The sequence below is a fragment of the Reyranella sp. GW821-FHT14A01 genome (assembly GCF_058803965.1).
Genome location: NZ_JBXAPM010000004.1, coordinates 106,548 through 129,511, shown reverse-complemented (window position 1 = coordinate 129,511; position 22,964 = coordinate 106,548). Strand labels below are relative to the sequence as shown.

26 protein-coding genes are annotated in these 22,964 nt (G+C 66.4%); 5 read left to right on the top strand and 21 right to left on the bottom strand.

Going from position 1 to position 22,964, the window contains the following annotated elements; all coding sequences use genetic code 11:
* Positions 1-109 precede the first annotated feature (109 nt).
* The gene (locus AC1ROX_RS09425) at positions 110-1,894 is read left to right on the top strand and encodes a sulfatase family protein (protein WP_493124725.1); all 1,785 of its coding nucleotides are present in this window, start codon (positions 110-112) and stop codon (positions 1,892-1,894) included.
* Between the two features lie 95 nt (positions 1,895-1,989).
* Here the strand turns inward: AC1ROX_RS09425 and AC1ROX_RS09420 are convergent, their stop codons facing one another.
* From AC1ROX_RS09420 to AC1ROX_RS09400, 5 genes are all read right to left on the bottom strand, one after another.
* Positions 1,990-2,493 carry a YbhB/YbcL family Raf kinase inhibitor-like protein gene (locus AC1ROX_RS09420; RefSeq protein ID WP_493124723.1) on the bottom strand — a complete coding sequence of 168 codons (504 nt, stop codon included), beginning with the start codon at positions 2,491-2,493 and terminating at the stop codon, positions 1,990-1,992.
* A gap of 12 nt (positions 2,494-2,505) precedes the next feature.
* Positions 2,506-3,495: a Bug family tripartite tricarboxylate transporter substrate binding protein gene (locus AC1ROX_RS09415; protein ID WP_493124721.1), complete on the bottom strand. Its 990-nt coding sequence runs from the start codon at positions 3,493-3,495 to the stop codon at positions 2,506-2,508.
* Between the two features lie 97 nt (positions 3,496-3,592).
* Positions 3,593-6,052 carry a TonB-dependent siderophore receptor gene (locus tag AC1ROX_RS09410; protein WP_493124719.1) on the bottom strand — a complete coding sequence of 820 codons (2,460 nt, stop codon included), beginning with the start codon at positions 6,050-6,052 and terminating at the stop codon, positions 3,593-3,595.
* A gap of 104 nt (positions 6,053-6,156) precedes the next feature.
* Entirely contained in the window at positions 6,157-7,158 is a 1,002-nt protein-coding gene (locus tag AC1ROX_RS09405; protein ID WP_493124717.1) for a FecR family protein, read from the bottom strand.
* A gap of 96 nt (positions 7,159-7,254) precedes the next feature.
* Positions 7,255-7,776: a sigma-70 family RNA polymerase sigma factor gene (locus AC1ROX_RS09400; protein WP_493124715.1), complete on the bottom strand. Its 522-nt coding sequence runs from the start codon at positions 7,774-7,776 to the stop codon at positions 7,255-7,257.
* 129 nt (positions 7,777-7,905) lie between these two features.
* Here AC1ROX_RS09400 and AC1ROX_RS09395 point away from each other — a divergent pair, with 129 nt between their 5' ends.
* Positions 7,906-8,766, top strand: a complete 861-nt coding sequence (locus AC1ROX_RS09395; RefSeq protein ID WP_493124713.1) for a metallophosphoesterase family protein — start codon at positions 7,906-7,908, stop codon at positions 8,764-8,766.
* A 2-nt stretch (positions 8,767-8,768) separates the two neighbouring features.
* On the top strand, positions 8,769-9,395 hold the full coding sequence (gene plsY / locus AC1ROX_RS09390) for a glycerol-3-phosphate 1-O-acyltransferase PlsY (RefSeq protein WP_493124711.1): 627 nt from the start codon (positions 8,769-8,771) through the stop codon (positions 9,393-9,395).
* A 4-nt stretch (positions 9,396-9,399) separates the two neighbouring features.
* Here the strand turns inward: plsY and AC1ROX_RS09385 are convergent, their stop codons facing one another.
* The gene (locus AC1ROX_RS09385; RefSeq protein ID WP_493124709.1) at positions 9,400-11,346 is read right to left on the bottom strand and encodes a hybrid sensor histidine kinase/response regulator; all 1,947 of its coding nucleotides are present in this window, start codon (positions 11,344-11,346) and stop codon (positions 9,400-9,402) included.
* A gap of 138 nt (positions 11,347-11,484) precedes the next feature.
* On the opposite strand from AC1ROX_RS09385, the gene AC1ROX_RS09380 reads away from it, so the two are divergent.
* Positions 11,485-11,973 (top strand): HTH domain-containing protein, encoded by a 489-nt coding sequence (locus tag AC1ROX_RS09380; protein ID WP_493124707.1) that lies wholly within the window; start codon positions 11,485-11,487, stop codon positions 11,971-11,973.
* On the opposite strand, the gene AC1ROX_RS09375 is transcribed toward AC1ROX_RS09380, so the two are convergent.
* Positions 11,970-12,497: a hypothetical protein gene (locus AC1ROX_RS09375; protein WP_493124705.1), complete on the bottom strand. Its 528-nt coding sequence runs from the start codon at positions 12,495-12,497 to the stop codon at positions 11,970-11,972. The genes AC1ROX_RS09380 and AC1ROX_RS09375 overlap by 4 nt on opposite strands.
* Positions 12,498-12,598: 101 nt before the next feature.
* Here AC1ROX_RS09375 and AC1ROX_RS09370 point away from each other — a divergent pair, with 101 nt between their 5' ends.
* Entirely contained in the window at positions 12,599-12,832 is a 234-nt protein-coding gene (locus tag AC1ROX_RS09370; RefSeq protein ID WP_493124703.1) for a hypothetical protein, read from the top strand.
* Between the two features lie 36 nt (positions 12,833-12,868).
* Here the strand turns inward: AC1ROX_RS09370 and AC1ROX_RS09365 are convergent, their stop codons facing one another.
* The 14 genes from AC1ROX_RS09365 to AC1ROX_RS09300 form a co-directional block, all read right to left on the bottom strand.
* Positions 12,869-13,423 (bottom strand): hypothetical protein, encoded by a 555-nt coding sequence (locus AC1ROX_RS09365; protein ID WP_493124701.1) that lies wholly within the window; start codon positions 13,421-13,423, stop codon positions 12,869-12,871.
* Positions 13,424-13,562: 139 nt separating this feature from the next.
* Positions 13,563-15,092 (bottom strand): 5-methyltetrahydropteroyltriglutamate--homocysteine methyltransferase, encoded by a 1,530-nt coding sequence (locus tag AC1ROX_RS09360; RefSeq protein WP_493124699.1) that lies wholly within the window; start codon positions 15,090-15,092, stop codon positions 13,563-13,565.
* Positions 15,089-15,868: a phosphonate ABC transporter ATP-binding protein gene (phnC, locus tag AC1ROX_RS09355; protein ID WP_493124697.1), complete on the bottom strand. Its 780-nt coding sequence runs from the start codon at positions 15,866-15,868 to the stop codon at positions 15,089-15,091. The genes AC1ROX_RS09360 and phnC overlap by 4 nt, the downstream gene beginning before the upstream one ends.
* Positions 15,865-16,686: a phosphonate ABC transporter, permease protein PhnE gene (gene phnE / locus AC1ROX_RS09350; protein WP_493124695.1), complete on the bottom strand. Its 822-nt coding sequence runs from the start codon at positions 16,684-16,686 to the stop codon at positions 15,865-15,867. The genes phnC and phnE overlap by 4 nt, the downstream gene beginning before the upstream one ends.
* Positions 16,687-16,699: 13 nt before the next feature.
* Positions 16,700-17,575 carry a phosphate/phosphite/phosphonate ABC transporter substrate-binding protein gene (locus AC1ROX_RS09345; protein ID WP_493124693.1) on the bottom strand — a complete coding sequence of 292 codons (876 nt, stop codon included), beginning with the start codon at positions 17,573-17,575 and terminating at the stop codon, positions 16,700-16,702.
* A gap of 13 nt (positions 17,576-17,588) precedes the next feature.
* Positions 17,589-17,951, bottom strand: coding sequence for a DsrE family protein (locus AC1ROX_RS09340; protein WP_493124691.1), 363 nt, complete (start codon positions 17,949-17,951; stop codon positions 17,589-17,591).
* 24 nt (positions 17,952-17,975) lie between these two features.
* A complete protein-coding gene (locus AC1ROX_RS09335) occupies positions 17,976-18,287 on the bottom strand; it encodes a sulfurtransferase TusA family protein (RefSeq protein ID WP_493124689.1) in 312 nt (103 codons plus the stop codon).
* A gap of 180 nt (positions 18,288-18,467) precedes the next feature.
* Positions 18,468-18,782: a Rap1a/Tai family immunity protein gene (locus AC1ROX_RS09330; protein WP_493124687.1), complete on the bottom strand. Its 315-nt coding sequence runs from the start codon at positions 18,780-18,782 to the stop codon at positions 18,468-18,470.
* 46 nt (positions 18,783-18,828) lie between these two features.
* On the bottom strand, positions 18,829-19,128 hold the full coding sequence (locus tag AC1ROX_RS09325) for a Fis family transcriptional regulator (RefSeq protein WP_493124685.1): 300 nt from the start codon (positions 19,126-19,128) through the stop codon (positions 18,829-18,831).
* Between the two features lie 12 nt (positions 19,129-19,140).
* On the bottom strand, positions 19,141-19,428 hold the full coding sequence (locus AC1ROX_RS09320) for a type II toxin-antitoxin system RelE/ParE family toxin (RefSeq protein ID WP_493125329.1): 288 nt from the start codon (positions 19,426-19,428) through the stop codon (positions 19,141-19,143).
* Entirely contained in the window at positions 19,388-20,155 is a 768-nt protein-coding gene (locus tag AC1ROX_RS09315; protein ID WP_493124683.1) for a hypothetical protein, read from the bottom strand. Before AC1ROX_RS09315 ends, AC1ROX_RS09320 begins: the two co-directional genes overlap by 41 nt.
* Before the next feature lie 35 nt (positions 20,156-20,190).
* Entirely contained in the window at positions 20,191-21,561 is a 1,371-nt protein-coding gene (chrA, locus tag AC1ROX_RS09310; RefSeq protein ID WP_493124681.1) for a chromate efflux transporter, read from the bottom strand.
* Positions 21,558-22,388, bottom strand: coding sequence for a chromate resistance protein ChrB domain-containing protein (locus tag AC1ROX_RS09305; RefSeq protein WP_493124679.1), 831 nt, complete (start codon positions 22,386-22,388; stop codon positions 21,558-21,560). Before AC1ROX_RS09305 ends, chrA begins: the two co-directional genes overlap by 4 nt.
* 119 nt (positions 22,389-22,507) lie before the next feature.
* Positions 22,508-22,906, bottom strand: a complete 399-nt coding sequence (locus tag AC1ROX_RS09300) for an avidin/streptavidin family protein (protein ID WP_493124677.1) — start codon at positions 22,904-22,906, stop codon at positions 22,508-22,510.
* Positions 22,907-22,964 lie beyond the last annotated feature (58 nt).

Here is a 22,964-nt window from a genome sequence, read left to right as displayed (position 1 = left end):
TCCGTTGCCCGCAGCCTATGTCGGCACGCGCGAAACACCGAGTTCAATTCACATGCAATCGATGACGCGATCCGCGTAGCATGAGCAAGGTTTGCACAGGAGCAACAGGATGACGACGCCCGAAGACGACTCGTCTCACCCGTCACGCCGCACGGCGATGGCCTCCGGCGCGGCCTTGCTCGGAACGACGTTGCTGGCCGGCGGGCTCACAAATGCGCAGACCCAGGCACCGGTTCCGACGAACACGGCGATGCCGCAGGGCTACAACATCCTCTTCGTGCTGGTCGACCAGGAGCATTTCTTTCCGCAATGGCCGTTCCCGGTGCCGGCGCGCGAAGCGATCAAGAAGAAGGCCATCACCTTCCTCAATCACCAGGCGGCCTCCTGCGTCTGCTCCTCGGCGCGGTCCGTCGTCTATACCGGCCAGCACATCCAGCACACCGGCATCGCCGACAACCTCAACTACATCTGGCAACGCGACCTCTCGACCAGCGTCAAGACGGTCGGCCATCGACTCGCGGAGCTTGGCTATCACGCGGCCTACCAGGGCAAGTGGCATCTCTCGGCGACGATGGATCTCAACGACAAGCCGATCGACGCGCCGCTGCTGGACTATCGCAAGACCATGGAGTCCTACGGCTTCCAGGATTTCTTCGGCGTCGGCGACCTGATCGACGGCACCCAGGGCGGCTACAAGTACGATGACGGCACCTTGGCGACGGCGATCTCGTGGCTGCGCACGGAAGGTCAGGCGCTGCGCACCAAGGGACAGCCCTGGTATCTCGCGGTCAACTTCGTGAACCCGCACGACACGATGTATTTCGATTCCGATATCGGCAACGAGGACATCCAGGGCAAGAAGCACGCACTGGGCATCGCCCGCGCGCCCGCCGACCAACTCTATCGTGCGACCTGGGACAAGGTCCCACTGCCGCCCAACCGGCACCAGCCGTTCGACGCGGTGGGACGGCCGCTGGCGCATCTCTACTACCAGCGCTCGATCGACCTGCTGGTCGGTCAGTGGCCCGACGAGGACCGGCGCTGGCGCGACCTGCGCAACTACTACTTCAACGCCATGCGCGACTGCGACCAGCAGCTGAGCCGCCTGATGCAGGCGCTCGAGTTTAACGGCATGGCGGAGAAGACGATCGTCATCTTCACCGCCGACCATGGCGAGCTGGGCGGCAGCCACCAGATGCGCGGCAAGGGCACCAACGCCTACCGTGAGCAGAACCACCTGCCGCTGATGATCATCCATCCCGGCCTCGCGGGCGGCAAGGAATGCAAGGCCATCACCTCGCAGCTCGACCTCACGCCCACCATCCTTGCGCTCACGGGCAAGGACGCCGCCTCGGTCGCGCGCGCGGGCGAAGGCCTGCGCGGCAAGGACTTCTCCGCGCTGCTGCGCAACCCGGACGCGGCCGGCCAGAAGACGGTGCGGCCGGCGTCGCTGTTCAACTTCAACATGCTGTCCTACGCCGACCCGAAATGGGCCGCGATGACGATCGACACGCGCATCTTCCGCACGAAGTCGCCGCAGGAGCAGGAGAAGCATCTCGCGGGCCACTTCCCGGACTTCCCGAACCGCACAGGCCTGCGCAGCATCTGGGACGGCCGCTACCGCTTCTCGCGCTACTTCTCACCGACGCAGTTCAACACGCCCAAGACACTGGAAGAGCTGCTGGCGAAGAACGACCTCGAACTCTACGACCTCGACGCCGATCACGACGAGATGAACAACCTCGCGCTCGATCCGAGGAAGAACGGCGAGCTGATCCTGGCGCTCAACCAGGTGATGAACGAGCGTATCGCCGACGAGGTCGGTGTCGACGATGGGTCGTTCCTGCCGATCCGGGATGGGAAGTGGGTCTTCCCACCATTGAACGAGCGCTAAGAGCGCTCGTTCAATGGTGGGTTAAGCGTCAGGACATTGCATAGCAATGTCCGGGAGCGCCGCTCGGTGCTGCAACACACCGAGCTTTGCGCTGCTTACTTTCTTTCAAAAGTGCCGGTGATCGCGGCCTTTTCCAACGTGTTGAAGTGGAGTTGGAACCCAACGATCGCCGCCGACGTATCGGCAGCGACCGGAAGCGCCTCTTCCTTCACCGCAAACACCGTGAACACATAGCGATGCGGCCCATGGCCCTGCGGCGGGCACGGACCGCCATAGCCCGGCGCGCCGAAGTCGGTCCGCGTCTGCAGCGCGCCCTTCGGGAGAAGGCCGGCCTTCGGGCTGCCAGCATCGAGCGCCAGTTCGGTCGTGTCGGCGGGGATGTTGACCACCACCCAGTGCCAGAAGCCCGAGCCGGTCGGCGCGTCGGGGTCGTAGCAGTGCACGGCGAAACTCTTCGTGCCCTCGGGCGCACCGGACCAGCGCAGGTGCGGCGACTTGTTGCCGCCGCCGCAGCCGAAGCCGTAGTCGGCCGACAGGATATGCTCCATGCCGAGGGAAGCGCCTTCCTTGAAGCTGTCGCTGGATACGGTGAATGACATGGTCGTGACTCCTTATTCCGGCTTGATACCGATCTCGTGCATGACCTTGAGCATGATTTCGGTGTCGCGCTTGAAACGCGCGTTGGTCGCCTCGAAGCTGAGCGGCCCGACGATCAGGTAGTTGGCCATCAATGCCTTCACCTTCTCGTCGCCGCCGGCCTCGATCAGCGTGTCCGACAGCTTCTTCACGATGTCCTGCGGCGTCCCCGTCGGGACGGCAAAGGTGGCGAAGGCGCGCGTCTCGTAGAAGCCGCCGACGGCGCCCTGTTCCGTCATCGTCGCCACGTTGGGCCAGGCCGACAGGCGCTCGCCCATCATGGCGATGGCCTTGCCCTTGCCGGAAGCGATCACCGGCGCCGCAGCCGCGGGGCTGCCCGCCGCGCCGTCGAGCTGCTGCGAGGTCACGTCGGCGAACATCGCGGCCTCGCCGCGATACTGCACGACCTCGACCTTGAAGCCGTACTGCTTGGCCATGGTCTCGATCAGCATCTGCGGCGTCGAGCCGGGTCCGTAGGCGCCGAAGTTCACCTTGTCGACCTTTTTGGCGTATTCGACGAACTGCTTGAGGTCGGTCGCGCCGGTCTTCTCGGCCGCCACGACGGGACCGCCGAGGCTGGTCGTCATGGTGAGGTAGATGAAGTCCTTCTCCGGGTCGTAGGGCAGGTCCTTCACCGTGACCCTGTTCTGGATCAGCGACGAAGAGATGGTGCAGAGGATCGTGTAGCCGTCCGGCGCCGCGCGCTTGACCTCGGCCACGCCGATCGTACCGCCGGCGCCACCCTTGTTCTCGACCACGACCGACTGGCCGAGCTTGCGCCCGAGATACTCGCCATAGACGCGCGCGATGCCGTCGGTCTGCCCGCCCGCCGGATAGGGCACGAGGATGCGGATCGGCTTGTTCGGGAATGTCCCCTGCGCCCGCGACGACGCGGTGAAAAGAGACGGCGCCGCAAAAGCGCCCACACCCGCAACAATGAGCCCGCGCCTGGTCGGTGTACGCATAACAATTCCTCCCTGATCCATAGGGCCTTCCCGCCCCTTGATCTTGCGGGCGGCACACTAGTTCAGGAGGTGTGAGGGCAGCAAGCGAGTGGCGATGTCAGAAGTCCGCAGTCAGCGACAGGCGAAATGTCCGAGGCGCACCAAGGAACATGAAGAGCGCGCTGGTGTTGCTGCCCGCCCAGTAATTTGAATCGAGGACATTGTCGACGTTGAGGCGCGCCACCAGCAGCTTGCCGGGCGCGCCCGGATTGTCGAAGGCATAGCGCGCGCCCACGTCGAAGCGCGTCCAGTCGGGCATCACGCGACGCGGGAAGGTCGTCGCGTCTATGTACTGCGTGCCGGTGTAGACCGCGCGGCCGGTCAGGGTCAGGCCCGGCACCTGGGCCACGTCGACCTCGCCGCCGAGGTTCAGAGTCACCTGCGGCGTGAAGGGCGCGATCCAGCCGTCGGTCACGCCGCCTTGCGTCTTCGCCAGCACCGGATTGATGAACATGGCACCGCCGAGGACCCGGAAGCCCGGCGAGACTTCGCCGAACACGTTGAGCTCGAGGCCCTGGTTGACCTGCTCGCCGCCCAGGAACTGCGTGTTGTTGGTCGTATTCGTGAGGATGCTGGGCTGGGCGATCTGGAAGATGCTGGCCGTCGTGGTGAGCGTGCCCCAGTCGATCTTCACGCCGGCTTCGTACTGCGTCGACTTGTAGGGCGGGAAGATGGTGCCTGCGTTGGCGAAGGGCGCCTGCACGATCGAGCCCTGCTGCAGCCCCTGGATCCAGTTGGCGTAGAAGGAGACGTTCTCCCAGAACGGCTTCAGCACCAGCGCGACCGACGGGCTGAGCGCGGTCTCGTTGTACGACGAGGTCGTGGCGCCGCTCACCACGTTGTAGTTGACGCCCACCACCTGTTGCAGGCGCGCGCCGACCGTGAGTTGCACGCGCTTGTCCGCCGCCGACAGCGTATCGGCGATCGCCAGGCTGTTGAGGCCCGAGAACGAGGTCTTGGTCGCGTTCGGCGTTGCGATGTTCGGGATGCCGACCAGGGTCGGATTGTAGATGTTGGTCGCGAAGATGGGCTGCGAGCCGGTGGCCGTGTTGACGCCGTCGGTTTGCGAGTAGATCGTGCCGATCACCGCTGCTTCGTGGCCGATGATGCCGGTGTCGAAGTTGGCGCGCACGCCGCCCTCGGCCGTGAGGTAGTTGGTCCACGAGCTGTAGTTGAAGGGCGCGCCGCTCGAGGCCGTGCCGTCGAAGTTGGTGATCGTCGTGAAGGGCGTGTAGACGCCGGTGATGCGGTTGTCGTGCGCGCCGAACGACGCGAAGGCCGTCACGTTCGGCGCAAGATCGACCTCCGCCTTCAGCATGGTGAAGATGTCGGTGCGGTTCTGGAAGCCCCAGGGCTGCGCGGTAGGATTGCTGCGGGCGCTGGGCGCCCAGGGCAGTTGCACGCCCGCGGCCAGCGACAGGTAGGGCGCGATGCCCGTGAGATACTGCGACTGGTAGCCAAAGTCGGCCGACAGCCGGAACCCGTCGCCGCGATAGTCGAGGCCGAGCGCCGCCAGCGCGCGCTGGTCGTTGTTGTATTGCAGTTCCGTCTGGCCGGAGCGGAAGACGCCGTTGAAGCGGACGCCGAATTCCTTGTCCTCGCCGAATCGCCGGCCGATATCGGCGTGCGCGCCGAACTGACTGCCGGAGATGTAGTTCCCGGCGAACTGTGTGAGCGGTTCGCTGGGTGCGCGCTTGGGCTGGACATTCACGACGCCACCGATGGCGCCGATCGGCGCCATGCCGCTCAGCATGGCGGCGGGCCCCTTGAGGATGTCGACCCTCTCCATGAGTTCCGCCATCGGCGAGAGTGACGGCATGATGTTGAAGAGGCCGCCGAAGGCCCACGACGTCGAATTGACGGGAAACCCGCGGATGTTGACGCCGTCGGCGCCGGGGCTGGTCGCCGGGCGCATGGGGCGCACCGACGGATCGTCGGCCAGCACCTCCTGAATGGTCTTGGCTTGCTGGTCCTTCGCCTTCTTGGCCGTATAGCTCGTCTGGTTGAACGGCGTGTTCATCACCTCGCGATTGCCCAGCAAACCCACCTGGCCGCCGGTCGCGACCTGGCCGCCGGCATAGGGCGCCGGCAGGTTGTCGATCATCGCCTGCGACGGAACCAGCGCCCCCTGAACCTGCACGGGATCGAGCTGCAGAGCGCCACTCGTATCCGGCGCGCGGCTCAGCATCACGCCGCCGCTGGGCGTGAAGCGCGCGACGATGCCGGTGCCAGCGAGCAACTGGCGCAGCGCGGCGTCGACGGTCATCGTGCCGGCGACCGCCTGCGACTGGAGCCCGCGCGCAACGGACGCCTCGACCGAGACCTGGATGCCCGCCTGCGTGCCGAAGGCATTGAGCGCCGAAGCCAGCGGCTGGGCGGGAATGTCGAAGGTGCGCTGCTGGCCCGAAGCCTGCGCGAGATCGGGCCCGGTCGAATCGCTTTGCCTGACCTGTGCCCATGCGCTCGACGAGGCCGCCAAAGCCACGACCGTCGACATCACTGCCACGCTCTTACGCATATCGCCCCCGAAGCAAACTCGTCCGACACGGCTGGCGATGGCTGCGTGTCACATCAGAGACGGGGACCTGCGTTTTTTTTTCGACGGCTGCGGGAAAGCGACGATCAGGAGCCCGACACGACGGTCAGGACCGGCGGGGCCGCGCGCACCTGCGCGCCGAACGGACCGACCAGCACACGCAGCGCCTCGGCCGGATCGCGCAGATCGTAGAGGCCGGTCACGCGCCTCCGCAGAAGGGCCTCGTTGGTGACGACGATCCAGCCGCGATCGTAGCGGCGCAGATCGTTGATGACTTCGCCGACGGTGGCGCCGTCCACGAACAGCCGGTGCCGGCGCCACGATCCCGCTTCGGCGATGGGGACGATGCCCTGCTCGATCGAGCCGTCGGGCCGCGAGACGAGCTGATCGCCGGCCTTCAGGCTTCGCAGGAGCGGTGTTTTCGCCCCGCGTCCCGGCATCATGACCTCGACCGAACCATGCTCGACGAGCACCGTCACGGCCCCGTCGTCGAAGCGGACATTGAAGGCCGTACCCGTCACAACGACCGAGACCTCGCCCGCGCGCACCGTGAAGGCACGCGCGTCGCCCGGCTTCACCGAAAAGAACGCCTCGCCCTTGAGGAGCCTGACGGCGCGCGTCGTGCCGTTGAACTCGACGTCAATGGCGGTCGCGGCGCCCAGCTCGACGGTCGAACCGTCCTGCAGGCCGACACTGCGATGCTCGGCCGTCGCGGTCGAATGATCGGCGCCCAAATTCATGACCAGCGACGGTGCGTAGAAGGACAGCACCAACACCGCGAGCAGCGACACGGCGGTCATCATCCAGCGCGAGGGGCGAGCCCGGGGCACTCGGGCGGCCGGCGGGACGTGCGGCAGGGCGGCCTCGTCCGCCCCCGCCTGATCCGCCCTGGCTTCCGTCGGCGTCGCGAAGGCCACCGCGCGCCACGCCCGCTCGGCCTGCTGCCAGGCCACTGCATGCGCAGGGTCGCCGGCGCGCCAGGCTTCGGCCGCCTCGTGGAGCGTGCGGTCGGCCGGCGCGGCCGACAGGCGCATCAGCCAGTCGGTGGCCTGCCGAAGAAGCTCTCTGTCCGGCCTGCTTGCCGTCATCGTCCGATCATCCAAACCGGCCCAAGGCCGAACCATCCCTTGACCATAGACGATCAGCCCGCGAATTTTTTCGATGCGTATTTTTGTCGGCCCGGATCAGGCGTCGGTCGAGGCCAGCGCGACGGCGATCTCGACCAGTGCCTCGCGCACCAGCCGGTGGGCCGTATTGATCGAGACGTCGAGCTGCTCTGCGACCTCTTCCAGCGTGTAGCCTGCGATCCGGTGCATCTTCACGGCTTCGCGCGCCCGCGCCGGCACGGTTTCGAGGATGGCGTCGATCCGCTCGATATCCTCGCGCAGGAAGAAGTCGTCTTCCGGCGTGCGCGGCTCCTGCGGCACCACCCAGAAGGCCGACCGTGAATAATCCTCGCCATGCTTCGTTTCGACCACCCGCTTGCGCATGACGTCGTAGGCGAGATTGCGGACGATCCGGTAGAGGTAGAACAACGGCTCCTTGATCGGATGCGCCGCACCGCCACTGGACGGCGCGAACCGCAGGAATGCCTCCTGCACGACGTCCTCGGCGCGGGCGCGATCGCCGACGATCGGCAGGGCAAACCGCACCAGCGCCGCCCGGTGCTGGATGAAGATTTCCGCTCGCTCGTTGGCGCTGCTCACCCTCGGAGATTCCCAGTTGCGAATAGTTCGCAAACCAATAGGTCATACCTACGCGAAGCGCAAACATCTTCGTTGTTTCGCTGGCTGGCGGTTTTAGGCAAGTAAGGACGGTCGGTTTCCGGAGTCTCCATGGCTGAATCTGCAGCCCCTCTCCTCTCCCTCGACGGCCCCGTCCTCGTGTTCGGCGGCTGCTATAGCAATCTCGAAGCCACCGTGGCACTGCGGCGCGAGGCGGCGCGGCTCGGCATCTCGCCGCACAACACAATCTGCACCGGCGATGTCGTGGCCTACTGCGCCGACCCGGTCGCGACGGTCGACCTCGTGCGCGACTGGGGCGTTCATGTCGTGATGGGCAACTGCGAGGAGTCGCTGGGCTGGAGAAAGGACGATTGCGGCTGCGGTTTCGAGGAAGGAACCGCGTGCGAGGCGCTGTCGGTCGACTGGTACGGCTATTCCAACCGCCATCTCGGCGACGACGCGCGCGCCTGGATGCGCGGGCTGCCGCGGCGGCTCGACGTGCAGATCGGGTCGCGACGGCTCGCGGTGATCCACGGCGCGGTCGATCTCGTGAACGGCTTCGTCTTCGCCTCGACGCCGTGGCCCGAGAAGGCGCGGCAGATCGGCCTCGCCGGATGCGACGGCGTGATCGGCGGCCATAGCGGCATTCCCTTCACCGAGGAACGCGACGGCCGGATCTGGCATAACAGCGGCGCGCTTGGCATGCCGGCGAACGACGGCACGCAGCGCGTCTGGTACAGCCTGTTCGTCCCGACGCGAGACGGCGTCGAAATCTCGCTGCGCTCGCTCGAATACGACTCTGCTACGGCCCGACGAAAGATGCGCGAGCGCGGGCTACCGGCGGGTTATGCCGATGCGCTGGAGACCGGCCTGTGGCCGAGCTGCGACGTGCTCCCGCCGCGTGAGCTGTCGGAACGCGGCACGCCGCTCGCCGCAACGTCGCTCGTTTGGAACTGCGCCAAGGCAGCGTGACGATGTTCTGGATCGCGTGTGCAGCAAGCGTGGTTGTCGCCTATCTCCTGGGCTCGACACCCACGGGTTATCTCGCCGGGAAGCTGCTCAAGGGCATCGACATTCGCCAGCATGGTTCCGGCTCGACCGGAGCCACGAACGTGCTGCGTACGCTCGGCAAGGCGGCCGCACTGGCGGTGCTTGTCGTCGACGTGCTGAAAGGCGTCGCGGCGATCGTGCTGGCCCGCTGGTTCTATTCCTGGCTGCAGGCTCCGCCTGACGGGCTGCCGTGGGCCGTCTGCCTGTGCGGCATCGCCGTGCTGCTGGGCCATAGCCGGTCGATCTGGCTGGGCTTCACCGGCGGCAAGTCCGCCGCGACGGGGCTCGGCGTGCTGCTCGCGATGTCGTGGCCGGTCGGCGTGGGCGCGGCGGCGGTGTTCCTCGCCGTACTGGCCGTCGTGCGGATCGTCTCGCTCGCATCGATGCTGGCCGCCGTGACCGCTGCCGCTCTCGTCTGCGCCCTGCCCGAGCCGCTGGCCTATCGCCTGCTGGTCGTCGCCGGCGGCCTTTACGTCATCGCGCTCCATCGCGCCAACATCGGCCGCCTGCTCGCTGGCACCGAGCCGCGCGTGGGGCGCAGCAGCGCCTGACGCGCTACCGCCGCCCCCGCATCACCTCGGCGATGGCCTGTTGGAGATGCGCCTGCAGGAACGGCTTGTTGAGGCGCGGCACGATGGTGCTTTCGCCGTTGGGCAGCTCGGCGTAGCCGGTCGCCAGCAGGATCGGAAGGTCGGGCCGTTCGCGCCGGATTTCGGCGACCAGTTCGGTGCCGGTCATGCCGGGCATCGCCTGGTCCGTGATCACGAGATCGACCTGTTTCATGCGCGACAAGGCAGCCAGCGCCTCGCGGCCCGAATAGGCCGTCGTGACCTCATGGCCGAGGTCTTCGAGCATCGCGGCCGTGTTCACGAGGATCAACGCATCGTCGTCGACCGCGAGGATATGGAGCGACGTCGCTGCGGGCGCCGGCGCGGGCTCGGCCCGGTTCGCCGGGACATCCTCGCCGCCGGCGACCGGGATCCACAGCGACGCGGTCGTGCCGGCGCCGGGCTCACTCTCGAGCTGCAGGCGGCCGCCGAGCTGCTCGGCCAGGCCATGCACCATCGACAGGCCAAGACCGGTTCCCTTGCCCACGCCCTTGGTCGTGAAGAAGGGCTCGGTCGCGCGGGCCATCGTGATCGCGTCCATGCCATGCCCCTGGTCCTTGACCGAGAGGCGCACATAGCGGCCGGCGGGCAGCGGGAAGGAGGCTGACGGCCGCGTCACGATATCCCGCGCAGCGATGGTGATGACGCCGCCGCGCGGCATGGCATCGCGCGCATTCACCACGAGGTTGAGCAGCGCCATCTCGAGCTGGTTGGTATCGACCCTCACCAGACCCAGCGTCGCGGGGCAATCGATGTCGAGCACGATCGAGGGGCCGAGCGTATGGTCGAACAGCGCCGTCATGCCGCTCACCAAATCGCACACCGAGGCCAGTTCCGGGTCGAGCTTCTGGCGTCGCGCAAACGCCAGCATGCGCTGGGTCAGCGTGGCGCCGCGGCGCGCCGCCTGCATGGCATTATCGATCAGCAACAGGTTCTTGTCGTCCGGCGGCAGGCGCTTGCGCACCAGTTCGAGGCTGCCGATCACGGCGGTCAGCAGGTTGTTGAAATCGTGTGCGACGCCGCCGGTGAGCTGGCCGATCGCCTCCATCTTCTGCGACTGGAAGAGCGCCTCGCGCGCCCGCTCCAGCTCGATCTGCGCCTCGCGGCGCTCGGTGATGTCGCGCGTGACCTTGGCGAACCCCAGCAGCGTGCCGTCCGGTCCGCGCACCGGATCGATGACGATGCTGGCCCAGAAGCGCGTGCCGTCCTTGCGCACCCGCCACGCTTCCTTCTCGAAGCGGCCCTCCTGCGCCGCCGTCGCCAGCGCAAGCTGCGGCGCGTCGGCAGCGCGGTCCTCCTCGGTATAGAAGCGCGAGAAATGCTGGCCGACGATCTCCTCGGGCGTATAGCCCTTGATGCGCTGGGCGCCTGCGTTCCATGTCGCCACGTTGCCCTCCGGGTCGAGCATGTAGATGCCGTAGTCGGTGACGCTCTGCACCAGCAGGCGGAACTCCTCCTGGCTGCGGCGCAGCTCCTCCTCGGCCGCCCGCCGCTCGGTGAGGTCGCGTGTGATCTTGGCGAAGCCGCGCAAGTTGCCGTCGGGATCGCGGATCGGATCGATGACGACATGTGCCCAGAAGCGCGAGCCGTCCTTGCGGATGCGCCAGCCCTCGCTCTCGAACTTGCCCTCGGCGAGCGCCGTGGCGAGCGCCCGCGCCGGCAGGCCGCTCTGCCGGTCCTCCTCGCTATAGAAGCGCGAGAAATGGCTGCCGATGATCTCCTCGGCGGCATAGCCCTTGAAGCGTTGCGCGCCGCTGTTCCAGCTCACCACGTTGCCCGCGGGATCGAGCATGTAGATCGCGTAGTCCAGCACGCCCTCGACGAGCATCCGGAAGGAATTCTCGTCGGTCCGTTCGCTGGAAAACTCAAGAGGATCTGAAGCACGAACCGTCATGCTGCGCTTGTAGCACGGATGCTAGGCTGCACATCCGAACGGGCAGATCGCGACTTTGGACTTGGGGGATCGATGGTCAGGCAGACGGCAGCGGCGCCGGCACGACGGCGGGCGACGAAAACGGTACCGGAGGGCCGCTTGGCCCTGAAGGGCCCTCCCGAGAATTCCCGCCTCTTCATCTACCTGATCGGCACCTACCTGCACCGGCTCGAGCTCCGGCGGCAGGAGGTCTATTCCGGCGATCTCGACCTGGCGCGGATCGCCGAGATCGTCGGCATGGCGGGCGTCGAGCCCGGCATGCGCGACGAGGGGTTCCGCGACAGGCATCGCAGTCTCAACAGCGTCGTCGGTGTGGAGGCCCAGCGTGCGGTGAACGCGAGCTCGATCGCGCAGGCTACCGGGATGTCGCGCGAGACGGTGCGCCGCAAGCTGAAGACCCTGCAGAAGTTCGGCCTCGTCGTCGAAAAGGGCCGCGCCGGCTACGTGCTGACTCCCGGCATGCTGCAGACGCCGAAACGTCAGGCCGCCTTCGCCTGGGGCATCCAGCAGACGGTGCAGTTCATGAACGACTGCCTCGAACAGGGCCTGATCCAGTGGGTCCCCGCCAGCCGAAAGCGTTCCGGCTAGTCGAAACGCAGCGAGCCGAAGAATTCCGCGACCATCGGGCTGCCGAATCCAGCCATCGGGCCCTGCGCGATCTGCGAGTAGATCGCCGCCGGCGTGAGATAGAAGCGCACGCGCACGAAGCGGTTGCCCGCCGCCGCCAGGACGAACTCGCGGCCGGTGAGCGGGCCGGTCATGATCTGGCGCTGCTCCTGCACGGTGCTGCCTGGCCAGCTCTTCATCATGCCGCCCTGCGCCTGTTCGAGCGCGGTCGTGAGGGCGGCCCCGGTCGGGACCGGGTGCGGGCTCGCCGGCACGACGTCCAGCAGCTCCAGGGTCACCTTGTCGGGCAGCATGTAGACGTAAGAATTCAGCGTGCCGCTATGCGTGGGCACGTGCAGGTAGCGGTAGCCCAGGGGCATCTTCAGGCGATAGCGACTGCCGGGACCGGTGATGTCCTCCCACGCGAGCTGCTGTGCCCATGCCGGAGTGGACGTGCCGGCCAGACCGGCTGCGGCGCCTGTCACCATGAAGATTCGACGATGCATGATGCCTTCCCTGGTTGAGGTCCTGTATCCTGCGCCGTTTCGGTGACCTCTGTAATGGGCAAAGGCTCCGTGCCCAAAACGGGCAGAATCGTACTTAGACAATGGCCAAGCTGTCCGCTGCGGCGCCGATACGGCGCCGGGCGACGGGCATTCCGCGCGAAACGGTGCGGCGCGAGCTGAAGGTCCTGCTGAAACACGGCTTGGTCGTCGAGAAGGGTCGCGCCCGCCATGTTCTCCATCCCGGCATGCTGCACGCGCCGGAACGGCAGGCGTCCTTCGCCTGGGGCATCCAGCAGACGGTGCAGTTCATGAACGACTGTCTCGAACAGGGCTGATCCAGTGGGTCCCGGCGCCCCGGAAGGCACGCTGAGCTAGGCGAACTGGAGCGAATCGAAGAATTCGGCGACCATCCGGTCGCCGCGTTCCGACGCCGGCCCCTGGGCTACTTGGGTATAGATCGCGGTGCGCGTCAGGTAGAGGCGCACCCTCACGAACCTGTCGTCGGCAGCGGCGAGGGTGAAGTCGCGGCCGGTGAACGGCCCCGTCGTGACCTGGCCCTGTTCGACAATCCTGGCACCCGGCCAAGTCGTCATCATTCCTGCCTGTGATTGTTCGAGTGCAGTGGCGAAGGCCGGGCCGGTCGGGAGGTCATACGGGGTGGCGAGGGTGACGTCGAGCAGCTCGAGCGTCACCCTGTCGGGCAGCATGAAAACATAGGAGTGGACCGTCGTGCCGTGGTTCGGCACGCGCAGGTAACGATAGCCCTTGGGCATCTTCACGCGATAGCGGCCTTCGGAACCGTAGATGTCTTCCCACATGACGGGCTGCGCCTGTGCCCGTGACGCCGCGGAATCCATGGCCAGCCCGACCGCTGTCGGGCCTGCCGCACTCGCTGCACCAATCACCATGAAGATCCGGCGATGCATGATGTCATGCCTTCCTGATTGCGCCCCGGCATCCTGCCCGTTTTCACAATGGCTGTTACCGAGACGTCGCCCATTTTGAGCGGTTGTCTTGTTGTCGCGCGACATACTGCCAGTAGGCGTGTGAAGGCGATCCTACGCTCTAACCCATCCGCTCCACCGCCTGCGCGATGACCTTGAGTTTCTCCTCGGCTGAGCTGGTGCTGCAGATCGGGTTGTCGGCGAAGGTGGCGAAGCCGCAGTCGGGATGGAACAGGAGGCGGTCCCGGCCGAACAGGTCGATGGCGCGGGCGATCCTGGCCCCGACTTCCTCGACCGGCTCGGCATGGGCACATTTCTGGTTCACGACGCCGACACCGATGAGGGCGTCGTCGGGGAGCGACTTCAGTATCTCCAGCTCGCCGGCACGTGGGGTGCACATCTCCAGGAGATAGGCGCCGACGCGCATGCCGGCGAGCGTATCGACCAGCGGGCGATAGTCGCCGCTCAGCGCCACCGATTCGTCGGGCGTCCAGTTGCCGCGACAGACATGCAGCGCGATGCGCTCGCGCGGCATGCCGTAGACCACGGCATTGACCAGGTCGCGCGCGAAGGCGAGCTCGTGCGCCGGCTCGCGGGACTCCGAGAGCGCGCCGCACATGAAGGAAGGACCGCTCTTGGCGCCGCTGAACACGACCTCGGACAGGACGGGCTCGTCGAACTGGACCAGCGAAACGCCGGCATCCAGCAGGTCCTGCAGCTCGGCGCGCAGCGCCGTCACGATATCGGCGCTCAGCTCCTCGCGATTGTCGTAGGCGCGCTCGTTCAGGCACTCCATCCACATGGTGCGCGTCAGCAGGTACGGTCCGGGCAGTGCGACCTTGATCGGCTTCTTCGTCAGCGTGCGCAGGAAATCGGCCTCGTGCCGCACCAGCGGGCGACTGCGGGAAATACGACCCAGCACCGCCGGATGGCGCACGTCGGCGGCCGGCACGTCGAGCGCCCGCAGCTCGCGCTCGAACTTCTCGGGATCGTCGACCAGCGGCAGCAGGTCGGTGAGCGGGATGAGCTGGCAATTGTCGAGCCGCGTCGCCACGAAGCTCGCATAGGAATCGCGGCGCTGCTCGCCGTCGGTGATCACGCCCGCGCCCGCCCTCTCCTGCGCGGCGACCACGAGGCGCACGGCGTCGTTGGCGGTCTCGTGGAACGCTACCTCGTCGAGCTTGCCCTCGACATAGGAATGCATCGCTTCGACCATCCAGCGGGGTCGCGGCCAGGAGCCGATGCCCATCACGGACATGGCCGGCACCGAGGGTGCGGAGATGGGTGCGCGCGGTGCTTCCGGGGCATGAGTATGAGCGCCACTGGAGTGGCGCGCTCCCAGCGATGAAGGTCGCACGTCGTTGGCGCCACGCTCCGCGAGCTTGCCCTTGGCAATCACGAAGCTGCGCTGCTTGCCGACCTTGCGGAACGAGACCAGCTCATTGGAGGTCAGCCGGCACCAGGCGGGCAGGTCCTCGTCGACGGAAATCTCGGTCGAGAGAATCTCCAGCAACTGGCCGCGCGACATCGGGTCGATATGCTTGCGGATCAGCAGCAGGAGGCCGTTGCCGCAATCGAGGTCGCCGCCGTCGAAGCTGACGTCGGGGCCGGCGATGCCGTCGGGAAAGACGTGGGTCTCGGTCGGCTTCATGGCGTCCCCTCGGTGTTGCCGTAGAGCTTCTCGAACGCCTGCTCGTCGAAGCGCCCGACGGGACTGTCGATCACCTTCCGCCCCTGCGACAGGCCGACGACCCGGTCGGCATAGGTGCGCGCCAGGTGGACCTGGTGCAGGGAGCAGACGACGCCGACGCCGTCGGTGCGCGCAATGCGCTGCAGTAGCTCCAGGACGCCCGCCCCGGCGGCGGGATCGAGGCTGGCGACCGGCTCGTCGGCCACGATCAGGCTCGGCCGCTGCGCCATGGCACGCGCGATCGCCACCCGCTGCTGCTGGCCGCCCGACAAGGTATCCGCGCGCTGCATCGCCTGGCGCAACAGGCCCACGCGATCAAGGCATTCCAGCGCCAGCAGCCGGTCGGCGCGGTCGAAGCGGCGCAGCACGCCGCGCCAGGCCGGTACATGGCCGAGGCGGCCCGCCAGCACATTGTCGAGCGCGCTCAAACGACTCACCAGGTTGAACTGCTGGAACACCACGGCGATGCGCCGCCGCGCGCGACCATGCAGTCTCACGATATCGTCGTTGTCGACCCTGACCTCGCCTTTGTCCGGCGACAGCAGGCCGGTCAGGCAGCGAAAGAGCGTCGTCTTGCCGGCGCCGCTGGGCCCCAGCACGGCGACGAACTCGCCCTCGCGCACGGTGAAGCTGATGTCCTGGATCGCCGCGTGGCCCTTGAAGTCCTTGGCGAGGCCGATGGCGGTCAGGCGCGGTGCGGTGTTCATGCGCGCCGTGTTCGGGTCGGTCACATTCATGACCGTATCAGCCGCTTGCGCAGCCAGGCCGAAACCTGGTCGAGCACGGTCACGACCACCAGGATCATGGCGATGATGGTGAACAGCCGCGGGAAGTCGAGCAGGTCCATGCTGTTCTTCAGCTCGAGCCCGATGCCGCCCGCGCCGACCACGCCCAGCACGGTCGAGGCGCGGATGTTGAACTCCCACCAGAAGAGCGTGGTCGAGAGCATCACCGGCAATATGTCCGGCACCAGCGCATAGCAGATCGCGGTGAAGCGACCGGCGCCGGTCGTGCGCACGGCTTCCAGCGGGCCGAGATTGGCATTCTCGATATGGTCGGCGAAGAACTTGGCCGCACTTCCCCAGGTATGGAGCGCGATGCCGATCACGCCGGCGAAGGGCCCGAGCCCGACCGCCGCGACGAACAGCAGGGCGAAGACGAAGGAGTCGATGCCGCGCAGCGCGTTCAGGAACCAGCGCACCGGGTAATAGAGCGCGAGCCACGGCGTGATGTTGCAGCTGGCGAGGATCGCCATCGGAATCGCCAGTAAGGTGGCGAGTGTCGTGCCCAGCGCCGCCATCGCCACCGTCTCGGCGATGCGATAGGCGAAGAGCGGCACCTCTTTGGTGTCCGGCGGCCAGGCCGAGGCGATCCAGTGTCCGAGCTTGGGCAGGCCGGTCGCCAGCCGCTCGAGATCGATGCCCGCGAGGTCCCACGACACGGCATAGAAGGCGAGCACCAGGGCCGCGATGAGCCACAGGCGCAGGCGGCGGGCACTGAAACCCCGACCCTGCGCCTCGAGATCCGCGAGCGCCTTTTCGGCCGCGCTCGCCATCAGACGCGCATCCTCACGCCTTCGGCTTGATCTTGCCGACGGCGATGCCCGCCTTCTCGATCATGTCGTAGCTCTTGTGCGTCGCCGGCACGAAACCGGTGTAGCGCGGCGGCAGCAAGGTCTTGGCCTGCTCCACCGTGATAGCGGTCAGGATCTTCTGTACCTGGGCACCCAGCTCCTTGGGCGCGCTGGCCGGCAGGGCGATCGCGTCGTTGGGCAGTGGATCGGACGTCCAGATGATCTTGTTGCTGTCTTCCTTGATACGGCCGGCCGCTATCATGGCGTTACGCTGGCGGTCGAAGTCGGTGGCCATATCGACCTGGCCCGAGCTCACCGCCATCTCGTTGGCCGGATGCGTGGCGCCCTCGCTGTACTTCCAGAAGGTCTTGGGATCGATCTTCCAGACTTCCTTGGCGTAATAGGTCGGGATCAACCAGCCCGAGGTCGAGCCGACATCGGCGAAGGACATCGACTTGCCCCTGGTGTCGTCCGGGAACTTCGTCACCTGCAGGTCGGGCTTGGCGACGATGATCCCCAGGTAGGTCGGCTTGTCGTCATACTTCACCGTCGCCACAGCCTGACAGCCTGTGGCGTTGTTGGCGATGATGTAGCCCCACGGGCCCATCCAGGCGACGTCGAGCTGGCCCGAGCCCATGGCCACCGCCATGCCGGCCCAGTCGGTCGTGGCGACCAGGTCGAAGTCGGGGTTGCCCAGTTCCTTGGCAAGATGGGCGAAGACCGGCAGGTACGCTTTCTTCGTATCGTCGGGCGTAGGCATCAGCGGGCCAACGCCGAAGCGCAGCTTCTTCTTCCCCTGCGCGATCGCGGGGCTGCCGAGCAGCGGCAACGCCAGCGACGCGGCGATGAACGAACGGCGATTGGCAGCCATCGTCTCCTCCGGCTCAGTAGCTGACGCTGGGGCAGGCTTCGCCCATGAACTCGACCAGCTTGGCGCCACCCACAATCAGCGCGCCATCGACCAGGTTGTTCTCGTCGAGCTTGCGCTTCTTGAAGCAGGGCGAGCAGACGAAGATCTGGCCGCCGGCCTCGACGAAGCTCTTCATCAGGTCCTTGAGCGCCGCAAAGCCTTCCTCGTGGATGTCGTCGGCATAGCCCTTCTGCGAGAGCCGCGTGCCCTCGATCGACAGGAAGACCATGGTCTTCTTGTCCGACGCGACGGCGGCATTGGCGACGACGAAGGCCACCGTGGCCTTGTCGGTGTCGTTCTTGGCGTGAGTCAGGCTGACGACGAATGAACCGGGCATTTCTCTCTCCTCCTTGTTGATCTCTCAGGTCCAGTCCGCGCGCGACCGGATCCAGAAGCTCTGGGTCGCCGGATCGTGCGCGAGCAGTTCGTTCTTGGTGAGCCGGCACCAGGCCGGAATGTCGATGGGCGCCGCGATGTCGAGCGCGATGACGTGCAGCACACCGCCGGGCATCGCCTTCAGCTTCTTGCGCAGGTCGAGCACGAGCGGGCCGCAGCCCAGATGGCCCGCGTTCCATTCGTCATCCGCCCTGGGAAAAGCCCCCTGTTCCACCGGATCCCACCAATTCACGAAAGACGCGCCCGCGCCGACGGCCCGGCCAGGACAGCGGGGCATCGGATGCGTCGGCTACGTCGAAGGAATGATCTGGCGGACACGAACAACGCCCCGTCCCGAAGGACGACTGGCTCCCCCGGAGCACGGCGTTCCACTGGTGTCGCTCTGGAGGCGGAGATTAGGGAGTGGGTCCGAGAGGGTCAACAAGAGGGCCCGCGCCACGCGGAACCGAAGGCTCCGCTAACGGCCGCAGGGATAGGTGGCGATCATCGCATGCAGGACGGCGGCACCGGCCGGCAGGTCGGCATAGTACGGCTCGCGCTTCAGGAAGTTCTCCAGGATGGCGACCGTCTGGAACGCTGTCAGGATGAGATCGGGCGGCAGGCAATAGAGCGGCGGCTGCTTGCGGGTGATCAGCTCCGCATTGGCCCAGCCGAGGCCCAACCCCATCCCGCCGATCGCCGCCACCATCGCCGCGTCGCCCTTGCGCGCCGCCGCCAGCATCTCCCGCGCCGGGGCCTCGGCATGGGCGACCGGCGCAAGGTAAAACGCCATGCCGGCAATGACAATGCAGCCGAGGAGACGGCACACCATGTGGGAGTCAGACAAGTTCAAGCCGTAGCTTTCGCCCTACAATGGTTGCGGCGCGCTGCAAGGTTGCGAGCGTCACATTGCCGTCCTTGGGATCAAGCAGGCGCCCGACCTGGCTGCGGCTTGTCTTCATTCGCTGGGCCATGGCGCTGCGAGAAATCTTGCCGGCCTGCATCGCCTCGGCAATCTGCCAGGCAAGGACTTCCTTGATGGCAATGGCCTCGAATTCCTCGAGCTTGCCTTCCTCCTTGAGGAAATCGTCGAGGGTCGGAAGCTTGGCCGCGGACCGGACCGCCTTTTTCTTTTTCATGTCCACTCCCTCTCAAATTCCGAATTCGCGCCTGCGCTTGCGCTTGCGGGCCAGCGCCAGGTCCGACTCCGGTGCCTTCTGGGTCTTCTTGATGAAGCCGTGAAGCACCACGATCCGATCCCCTGCAATACAGAACAGCATCCGGGCAATCCGCTTGCTCGGAAGATCACTGCGAACCTCCCAAAGCCCGGCATCCTGCTGGCTCATATATAGATTATGTACCATATAAAGTCCAGACCGGACACGGTCGACAGCTGAGCTACCTCGGCAATCGGTACTGCCGCTGGAAGAACGCCGAATGCATCCCGCCTTCCGGCGGGCGGGCAGAGATGTGCTGGGTGACCTGGGCGTTTTCCGAGGCGTTGCCGGCGACCATCAGCATGACGTGGTTCACCGGGATGGTCTTGAGCGTGCCGCTCTTCAGCAACTCCTCGAAGACCTCTTCCGGCTGGCCCTCGGGAACCGGCGTCCAGTAACGGATCGCCTTGAGCATGCTCTGCGTCTCGGGCGTCTGTGTCCGGTAGTCGCCGTCGACATAGTGCGTGCCCAGGGTCTCGATGCGGGCGATGCAGATCGGCTCGCCGCCCGCCGACGGATCTTCGAGACTATGGTCGGTGTGTAGGCCGTGAGGCTCGGGAAAGACGAACCGGCCGTAGGCGTAATGCTCCTTGCGGTACTGCGCCGAGGGAACGAGCAGCTTCATCATCTCGTCGACGTCTTCATTGTAGAGCCGGACATACTCCGCCATGAGATCGGCCTCGCCGTCGGCCACTTTCTCGGCCCAGCGCTCATCGACGTTCACCGTCACGACATCGTCAAACCGTTGCGCGTGCTCGAAGATCTCCTGCGTCGCGTCCTCGCGGAAGCGGGCAATCGGCATTGGCAGTCGCGTATGCACGTCGCGATCGTTGAAGTTCGCCTGCAGACGTTCGAGCAGGGACCAGTCCGCGTCAGAGAACTGCAGCGGCTCCAGCAGTTTCAGCCTATGCGGCAGCTCGGCCCAAGCCTCGCGAAGGGATGTCGTCATTCTTTCAGCGTAGCACCAAAATGCCGAAGCGGGTGCTAGGCGGCACCCAGGGCGAGATGGAAGACGACGCCCGCCATTGCGCTGGCGAGCAGGACCGGGATCATGCCCATCCTGAACCGGAAGATCGCGACCGCCGCCGCCAGGGAGAGCGCCAGAGACGGCAGGTCGACCGAGGCCAGCACCGGCATCTCCAGGGTCGCGCCCAGGAAGTGGACCGACACCTGCTTCGCGAACAGGACGTGCAGCGCGAACCAGACCGCGAGGTTCAGGATCACGCCGACCACGGCGGCGGTGATCGCCCCCATGGCGGCGCCGAGCGCCTTGTTCGTGCGCAGGGCCTCGACAAAGGGGGCGCCGAAGAAGATCCAGAGAAAGCACGGGACGAACGTCACCCAGGTCGTCAGCAGCCCGCCCAGCGTCGCGGCCAGCAATGGCGACAGGGAGCCGGGCTGACGCCAGGCGCCCAGGAAGCCCACGAACTGCGTCACCATGATGAGCGGGCCGGGCGTCGTTTCCGCCATGCCGAGCCCGTCGAGCATCTCGCCGGGCGTCACCCAGTGATAGGTGTCGACGGCCTGCTGCGCGACATAGGCCAGCACGGCGTAGGCGCCGCCGAAAGTGACGACGGCCATCTTGCTGAAGAAGACCGCGATCTGGGCGAAGACGTTGCAGCCGCCGAGACCCAGGTAGAGCGCGGCCACCGGAACGAGCCACAGCGCCAGCAGGACCGCCGTGACGGTCAGCGACCAGCGCAGGTTGGGCCGGGCATGCGCCGGCGTCTCCTCGCCCAGCAGGGAGTCGGCATCGGCAACTTGATTGGCGCCCGGCTTGCCGTGTCCGCCGCCGGCCAGGAAGGCGGCAATGCCCGCACGGCCGGCGAAGTAGCCGATCGCGCCGGCCGCCAGGATGATCAGCGGAAACGGCACGCCGTAGAAGAACAGCGCGATGAACGCCGCGCCCGCCAGCGCCCGCAGCGTATTGTTCTTGAGCGCCCGCTTGCCGACCCGCAGCACGGCCTCGACCACGATCACCAGGACGGCCGCCTTGAGGCCGAAGAAGAGCCCTTGCACGATGGGGACCTGCCCGAGCAGGACGTAGATCCAGCTCAGCGCCATGATGGACAGCAGGCCGGGCAGCACGAACAGGGTGCCCGCGACCAGGCCGCCCTTCGTCCGGTGCATCAGCCAGCCGATATAGATGGCGAGCTGCTGCGCCTCGGGACCAGGCAGCAGGGTGCAATAGTTCAGCGCGTGGAGGAACCGGTTCTCGCCGATCCACTTCTTCTCCTCGACGATGATGCGATGCATCACCGCGATCTGGCCGGCCGGCCCACCGAAGGAAAGGGCGGCAACGCGCGCCCAGACCTTCATCGCCTCCGCGAACGGAACGCCATGCGGATCGCTCATTGCTTCTTTGCCATCGGCGGCCAGTCGTGCCCCTCGTTCACGGCGTCGCGACACCAACGATAGAAGGCGTCGTAGAGCAGCATACCCGCTTCGAGCTGCTGCAGGTCGTCGGAATACATGCGCGACAGGCCGAGCGAGGCCGCCAGCAGGCCGGCCGATTCCGGCGCGATCTCGGGATGGCCGGTATCGGCGCCGCGCACGATCAGCGCCAGCCGCTTCAGCGCCTCGGTCGCGAGGCCGAATTCCTCGACCATGAGGTCGAAGGTGCAGCGCGCGCCGCGGTGGCTCCAATGGACGCTCTCGTGATCGACGTCGAACGGCGTGGCGCCGAAGCGATCCGCCACGTCGAGGACCTCGGCCGGCGTGACGAACAGGAAGACCGCCTCGGGATCGACGAAGCGCCGGATCAGCCACGGACAGGCGATACGGTCGACCTTGGGCCGCGCCCGCGTGACCCAGACCGTGCGCCCGCGGGAGTCCGGCTTCGGGAGCTTCGCCATCGGCACCAGCGGCAGCTCCCGCTTCTGCCAGCCGAGGAATCCCTCTTCGAGGTTGAGCGCCGACGCCCCCTCGTGGCGCAGCCAGGCCGCCACGCCCTCGCTGAGCTTGAGGCCTTTCTGGCAGATCACGATGGCGGGCTTCTGCCGGGCGACGAAGGACGTTCCCCAGGTCGCGACGTCGTTCCAGTCGCGGCGCTGCGAGCCGGGAATCAGCAACGGGTTGTTGTTGAAATCCTCGTCCGTGCGCACGTCGAAGAGCACGGGTGAATCGGGACGGCCGAGAAGCCGCACGAGTTTGTCGACGGAGATGGAATTTGGCGAAGGCATGGCAGTGCGTCCTTAAATGGTGGCCAGGACGCGATGCTTCGGCTGACGCCTCATGGGGAGATCGCAATCCCCATCGGCCACAGCTAACGCGATGACCCGTCGCGGTGTCAAGGGCGCCTTCAGTTCTGCCGCGTGAAGGCGTCGGAGCCCTTGGTCTCCTGGAACCTGTACTCCTTGTCGACATAGCGCAGGTCGAAGGTGATGTTCAGCGTCGGGCCGCTCACCGTGCCCTGCCAGATCGTCATGGTCTGGGCGCAGGGCGCGAAGCTGCCGACCATCGAGACCTTGTCGCCGTCGAGGCTTCCCGAGACCGCGATGGGCACGCCTTCGCAGGAATATCCCCTGGCGTAGTTGACGAAGGTGCCGCGGAAAGTCTTGCCGGCCGCATCGACCTTGGTGATCAGCAGGAGCGATCCCTTGGTGTTCTTCCACAGCGACTGCTCGGGGAGGCCCTGGGCGTTCGCGCCCGACGCGGCCACCAGTAAGCCCAGCGCCAGCGCACTTATCGGCAATTTCACGAAAGCTCCTCCTCCGGCAACGAGCAAGCGCCTCTCGTTACAGGAATAATGAGGTCCC

Excerpts from the sequence above, each read along its gene's own strand:
- plsY (WP_493124711.1), top strand. The coding sequence starts at position 8,769 with ATGTTCTGGATCGCGTGTGCAGCAAGCGTGGTTGTCGCCTATCTCCTG.
- AC1ROX_RS09360 (WP_493124699.1), bottom strand. The coding sequence starts at position 15,092 with ATGAAGCCGACCGAGACCCACGTCTTTCCCGACGGCATCGCCGGCCCC.
- AC1ROX_RS09335 (WP_493124689.1), bottom strand. The coding sequence starts at position 18,287 with ATGCCCCGCTGTCCTGGCCGGGCCGTCGGCGCGGGCGCGTCTTTCGTG.
- AC1ROX_RS09410 (WP_493124719.1), bottom strand. The coding sequence starts at position 6,052 with ATGCGTAAGAGCGTGGCAGTGATGTCGACGGTCGTGGCTTTGGCGGCC.
- AC1ROX_RS09325 (WP_493124685.1), bottom strand. The coding sequence starts at position 19,128 with ATGAAAAAGAAAAAGGCGGTCCGGTCCGCGGCCAAGCTTCCGACCCTC.
- AC1ROX_RS09345 (WP_493124693.1), bottom strand. The coding sequence starts at position 17,575 with ATGGCTGCCAATCGCCGTTCGTTCATCGCCGCGTCGCTGGCGTTGCCG.
- AC1ROX_RS09340 (WP_493124691.1), bottom strand. The coding sequence starts at position 17,951 with ATGCCCGGTTCATTCGTCGTCAGCCTGACTCACGCCAAGAACGACACC.
- AC1ROX_RS09415 (WP_493124721.1), bottom strand. The coding sequence starts at position 3,495 with ATGCGTACACCGACCAGGCGCGGGCTCATTGTTGCGGGTGTGGGCGCT.
- chrA (WP_493124681.1), bottom strand. The coding sequence starts at position 21,561 with ATGAGCGATCCGCATGGCGTTCCGTTCGCGGAGGCGATGAAGGTCTGG.
- AC1ROX_RS09305 (WP_493124679.1), bottom strand. The coding sequence starts at position 22,388 with ATGCCTTCGCCAAATTCCATCTCCGTCGACAAACTCGTGCGGCTTCTC.
- AC1ROX_RS09315 (WP_493124683.1), bottom strand. The coding sequence starts at position 20,155 with ATGACGACATCCCTTCGCGAGGCTTGGGCCGAGCTGCCGCATAGGCTG.
- AC1ROX_RS09375 (WP_493124705.1), bottom strand. The coding sequence starts at position 12,497 with ATGCATCGTCGAATCTTCATGGTGACAGGCGCCGCAGCCGGTCTGGCC.
- AC1ROX_RS09330 (WP_493124687.1), bottom strand. The coding sequence starts at position 18,782 with ATGGCGTTTTACCTTGCGCCGGTCGCCCATGCCGAGGCCCCGGCGCGG.
- AC1ROX_RS09420 (WP_493124723.1), bottom strand. The coding sequence starts at position 2,493 with ATGTCATTCACCGTATCCAGCGACAGCTTCAAGGAAGGCGCTTCCCTC.
- phnE (WP_493124695.1), bottom strand. The coding sequence starts at position 16,686 with ATGGCGAGCGCGGCCGAAAAGGCGCTCGCGGATCTCGAGGCGCAGGGT.
- AC1ROX_RS09395 (WP_493124713.1), top strand. The coding sequence starts at position 7,906 with ATGGCTGAATCTGCAGCCCCTCTCCTCTCCCTCGACGGCCCCGTCCTC.
- AC1ROX_RS09370 (WP_493124703.1), top strand. The coding sequence starts at position 12,599 with ATGGCCAAGCTGTCCGCTGCGGCGCCGATACGGCGCCGGGCGACGGGC.
- AC1ROX_RS09425 (WP_493124725.1), top strand. The coding sequence starts at position 110 with ATGACGACGCCCGAAGACGACTCGTCTCACCCGTCACGCCGCACGGCG.
- phnC (WP_493124697.1), bottom strand. The coding sequence starts at position 15,868 with ATGAATGTGACCGACCCGAACACGGCGCGCATGAACACCGCACCGCGC.
- AC1ROX_RS09385 (WP_493124709.1), bottom strand. The coding sequence starts at position 11,346 with ATGACGGTTCGTGCTTCAGATCCTCTTGAGTTTTCCAGCGAACGGACC.
- AC1ROX_RS09365 (WP_493124701.1), bottom strand. The coding sequence starts at position 13,423 with ATGCATCGCCGGATCTTCATGGTGATTGGTGCAGCGAGTGCGGCAGGC.
- AC1ROX_RS09405 (WP_493124717.1), bottom strand. The coding sequence starts at position 7,158 with ATGACGGCAAGCAGGCCGGACAGAGAGCTTCTTCGGCAGGCCACCGAC.